The 4,164-nt window shown below is 65.9% G+C and carries 5 protein-coding genes; 1 reads left to right on the forward strand and 4 read right to left on the reverse strand.

Annotated elements, in window-relative coordinates; translation table 11 throughout:
• Both B3D39_RS10475 and argB read right to left on the reverse strand, forming a co-directional pair.
• Window positions 1-594 (reverse strand): ferredoxin (locus tag B3D39_RS10475; RefSeq protein ID WP_286789669.1); only part of this gene is annotated, 594 nt, incomplete at its 3' end.
• Window positions 587-1,465: an acetylglutamate kinase gene (gene argB / locus B3D39_RS10480; protein WP_078604279.1), complete on the reverse strand. Its 879-nt coding sequence runs from the start codon at window positions 1,463-1,465 to the stop codon at window positions 587-589. The genes B3D39_RS10475 and argB, both read right to left, overlap by 8 nt.
• Window positions 1,466-1,614: 149 nt before the next feature.
• On the opposite strand from argB, the gene B3D39_RS10485 reads away from it, so the two are divergent.
• Window positions 1,615-2,346, forward strand: coding sequence for an SDR family NAD(P)-dependent oxidoreductase (locus tag B3D39_RS10485; RefSeq protein WP_078571373.1), 732 nt, complete (start codon window positions 1,615-1,617; stop codon window positions 2,344-2,346).
• A gap of 18 nt (window positions 2,347-2,364) precedes the next feature.
• On the opposite strand, the gene plsY is transcribed toward B3D39_RS10485, so the two are convergent.
• Together plsY and pyrC are read right to left on the reverse strand one after the other, a co-directional pair.
• Window positions 2,365-2,973, reverse strand: coding sequence for a glycerol-3-phosphate 1-O-acyltransferase PlsY (gene plsY / locus B3D39_RS10490; protein ID WP_078521757.1), 609 nt, complete (start codon window positions 2,971-2,973; stop codon window positions 2,365-2,367).
• A 19-nt stretch (window positions 2,974-2,992) separates the two neighbouring features.
• Window positions 2,993-4,164 (reverse strand): dihydroorotase (gene pyrC / locus B3D39_RS10495; protein ID WP_286789670.1); only part of this gene is annotated, 1,172 nt, incomplete at its 5' end.

Consider the following 4,164-nt stretch of genomic DNA (forward strand, 5'->3'; position numbering starts at 1 on the left):
CCTGCCATAGCTTTCACCTGCCGGGCAAGCGCGTCTTGCAAGGCAGCCGTGATCGCGACAGGCCGCACCTTCGGGACGGTCGAGATGCGCGTGACAGCTTTCCGTGTCGTAACCGTCGGGTTTGAGCGCATCGACCGGGCAGGCGGTGGCGCAGGGCGCAGGGCATCCGATGCAGGGATTGGCGGCGGGCGCGGGCAGGGGAAGCAAGCCAGGCAGGGCCAGCGCGCCCCGCACCGAAGCCCAGAGGCCCATATGCGCATGGCACATCAGATGGACCGGCGAGGCGAAGCTCTGTCCGCTTTTCACGGCCCAGCTCACGAAAGGCTGCCAGGGTGGGCCGGTGAAGGGGAAAAGCGCGCGGGCTTCAAATTGCCGTGCGAGGGCGCCGATCACCCGCGCAGACCAGCGGTCCAGCGGATCGGGCGCGTCCTCGGCGAATTCCGGCTGAGCGGTGACGTGATCCCAGAAGCCGGGCTCGTCGGGCGAGATCAGCGCGATTGTCTCGCCATCCTCATGCAGCAGCCCCGACACGAAGAGCCGGTGCGGGGCCAGCGCCGCGGCGAGGGTGGAGATCACCGGGGGCGTCTCACTCACTGCGCGGTTTCACGCGCGGCTCGGTCGAGCGGATCATCGAGCCCGCCCCATGTTCGGTGAACAGCTCCAGCAGGCAAGCATTGGCAACGCGCCCGTCGACGATGACCACCGCGCGCACGCCCTCGTCGACCGCTTTCAGCGCGGTCTCGACCTTCGGGATCATGCCGCCCGCGATGGTGCCGTCTTCGATCAGGGCGGTCACGTCCTCGGGGGTGAGCTGTGTGATCACCTCGCCCGCCTTGTTCTTCACGCCCGCCACGTCGGTCAGCAGCAGCAGGCGATCGGCGCGCAACGCGCCCGCAATGGCGCCGGCGGCGGTGTCGCCATTGACGTTGAAAGTCTCGTTATCGGCCATGCCGGTCGCGACCGGGGCGATCACCGGGATCATGCCCGCGTTATAGAGGTCGCGGATCACCTGCACGTTCATCTCGACCGGACGGCCGACGAAGCCCAGCTCGGGATCGTCCGCCTCGCAGACCATCAGGTCGTCATCCTTGCCCGAGATCCCGACCGCGCGGCCGCCCTGGTCGTTGATCGCCTGCACGATGCGCTTGTTGACGAGGCCCGAGAGGATCATCTCGACCACTTCGACGGTCGCCTTGTCGGTCACGCGCTTGCCGCGGACCCATTGGCTTTCGATGCCGAGCTTGCCCAGCATCTCGTTGATCATCGGTCCGCCGCCATGCACCACGACCGGGAAGATGCCGACCTGACGCATCAGCACGATATCGCGGGCGAAATCGGCCATCGCCTCTTCGTCGCCCATCGCGTTGCCGCCGAATTTCACCACGACCACGGCGCCGGAATAGCGTTGCAAGTAGGGCAAGGCTTCCGAGAGGGTGCGGGCGGTGGCGATCCAGTCACGATCCATGGTCTGCTTTCTCATCTGGCTGGTCCTCGGGCAGGGTGGTCCCATCTTGCTAGACCGTTCGCGCCGGGTTTGGAAGGGCGCAATCGGGGCCGTTGCGCTCGGAACAAAACCGACTAGGGTCGGGAGCGCGCTGACGGGGAGTTCGAGTAATGGATGATCGCAAAGTAATGCTGCTGACGGGGGCGAGCCGGGGCATCGGCCACGCCACGGTGAAACGCTTCGCAGCCGAAGGGTGGCGCGTCATCACCTGTTCGCGCCAGCCTTTCCCCGAGCAATGCCCGTGGGGCGGCGGGCGCGAGGATCACATCCAGGTCGATCTTGCCAAGCCCGACGAGGTGATCGACGCGATTGCCGATATTCGCAGCCGGATCGACGGGCGGCTTCATGCGCTGGTCAACAATGCAGGCATCTCGCCGAAAGGGCCGGAGGGCGAGCGGCTCAATACGCTCGACACCGATCTGCGCACCTGGGGGCAGGTCTTCCACGTGAACTTCTTCGCCTCCATCGTGCTCGCGCGCGGGCTGGTCGAGGAGCTGTCGACCGCGCAGGGGGCCGTGGTCAACGTAACCTCGATCGCAGGGCTGCGGGTGCATCCTTTCGCAGGGGCCGCCTATTCAACCTCGAAGGCAGCCCTGAAGGCGCTGACGCGCGAGATGGCGCATGATTTCGGGCCGCTCGGGGTGCGCGTGAACGCCATCGCGCCGGGTGAGATCGAAACCTCGATCCTCAGCCCCGGCACCGAGAAGATCGTCGAGAAACTGCCGCTGCGCCGCCTTGGGCAACCCTCGGAAGTGGCGGATGTGATCTGGTTCCTCTGCTCGGACGCGTCGAGCTACGTCACCGGCACCGAAATCGAGGTGAACGCGGGCCAGCACGTCTGAGGTCGCGTCCGAGACGGCTCAGGTCTTCTTGCCGATCTTCGGCTCCGTGCCCATCGCGAGACGCGCGATATTGGTGCGGTGCCGCCAGAAGATCAGCACCGACAGGCCCGCCGCCAGCATCATCAACTCGCGATAGCCGAGGAAATAGGCCAGAGGCACCGTCGCCGCCGCCGAGACCAGCGCCGCGAGCGAGGAAATCCGCGTCAGCAGCGCCGTGACCAGCCAGACGGCGCAGGTCGCAAGGCCGACGGGCCAAGCCAGCGCGATCATCGTGCCGAGGAAGGTCGCCACGCCTTTGCCGCCCTGAAAGCGCAGCCAGACCGGATAGATATGGCCGATGAAGGCCGCCGCGCCCGCCACTTGTGCGGCGGTTTCGCCCAGCGTGTAGCGTGCGATGAGAACCGCAATCGCGCCTTTACCGCTGTCGAGGAGCAGGGTCGCAAGGGCCGCGCTCTTGCTGCCGGTGCGCAGAACGTTCGTCGCGCCGATATTTCCGGAGCCGATTTTGCGCAGGTCGCCCAGTTTGAAAAGCTTGGTGATAACGAGCCCAAACGGCACAGATCCGAGCAGGTAGCCCAGTGCAGCCACCAGCCCGAGCCATGCTGACCCGTTCTCAATTCCCGGCATATGCCTGCCCTCGCCTCGTTTATGAGTCGTTATTGTTGTTATAAACCTGCACCCCTGCGACGAATGTGGCAAGCGTTTTGCCTTCCATTCGAGCAGTATCGAAGGGGGTATTCTTCGATTTTGAGCGCAGTTTGAAGCGATCGAGCACGAAAGGTGCATCCGGATCGAAGAGGACGAGATCGGCCGGAGCCCCCTCGCAAAGCCGTCCCTGCGGCAGTCCCAGACGCTTCGCCGGGTTCAGAGACATCGCCCGGAAGAGCTGTGGCAGGGTCAGCTGACCGGCATGGTAAAGGCGCATCGCGGCGGGCAGGATTGTCTCGAGCCCGACCGCGCCGGAGGCCGCTTCTTCGAAGGGCAGGCGCTTGGATTCCTCGTCCGCGGGCGTATGCAGCGAGCAGATCACGTCGATCGTGCCGTCAGCGACCGCCTCGATCACCGCAAGCCGGTCTTCCTCGTCGCGCAGCGGCGGCGTCAGTTTGAAGAACGTCCGGTAATCGCCCACGTCGAGCGCGTTGAGCGTCAGGTGGTGGATCGAGACCCCGGCGGTCACATCGAGCCCGGCTTCTTTCGCGCGCGTCAGCGCGGGCAGGGCCTTCGCGGTGGTGATCTGGTCGGCGTGATAGGCGAGGCCCGTCATCTCCACCAGCGCCAGATCGCGGTCGAGCCCCATCCGCTCGGCCATCGGGGATACGCCCGGCAAACCCCGCAGCGAGGCGAATTTGCCCGAAGTCACCGCGGTGCCTTTCGACAGGACCGGCTCTTGCGGATGGCCGATCACCAGTGCGCCCAGATGGGCCGCATAGGTGAAGGCGCGTTGCAGCACCTTGGTCTGATCCGAGACGCGGGTGACATCGGTGAAGGCCACCGCGCCCGCATCTTTCAGAAAGCCGATCTCGGTCATCTCCTGCCCGTCGCGGCCCTTGGTCAGCGCCGCCATATGCAGGATACGCACCGGCGCATCCGCCGCGCGACGGGTGACGAATTCCAGCGTCTCGGGATTGTCGATGGCGGGCTGCGTGTCGGGACGGGCGATGATGGTTGTCACGCCCCCGGCTGCGGCGGCCAGCGCCGCCGTGCGGAAGCTTTCCATGTGGCGCTCGCCCGGCTCACCGATCTTCACGCCCAGATCGACGATCCCCGGCGCGAGGTATTTGCCGCCGCAATCGATCACTTCGGCATCGGCGGGAGCGG

Source organism: Thioclava sp. UBA3469 (assembly GCF_002378135.1).
GTDB lineage: Bacteria > Pseudomonadota > Alphaproteobacteria > Rhodobacterales > Rhodobacteraceae > Thioclava > Thioclava sediminum.

Coding starts and splice junctions, on each gene's coding strand:
- argB (WP_078604279.1), bottom strand. CDS start 1,465: ATGGATCGTGACTGGATCGCCACCGCCCGCACCCTCTCGGAAGCCTTG.
- B3D39_RS10485 (WP_078571373.1), top strand. CDS start 1,615: ATGGATGATCGCAAAGTAATGCTGCTGACGGGGGCGAGCCGGGGCATC.
- plsY (WP_078521757.1), bottom strand. CDS start 2,973: ATGCCGGGAATTGAGAACGGGTCAGCATGGCTCGGGCTGGTGGCTGCA.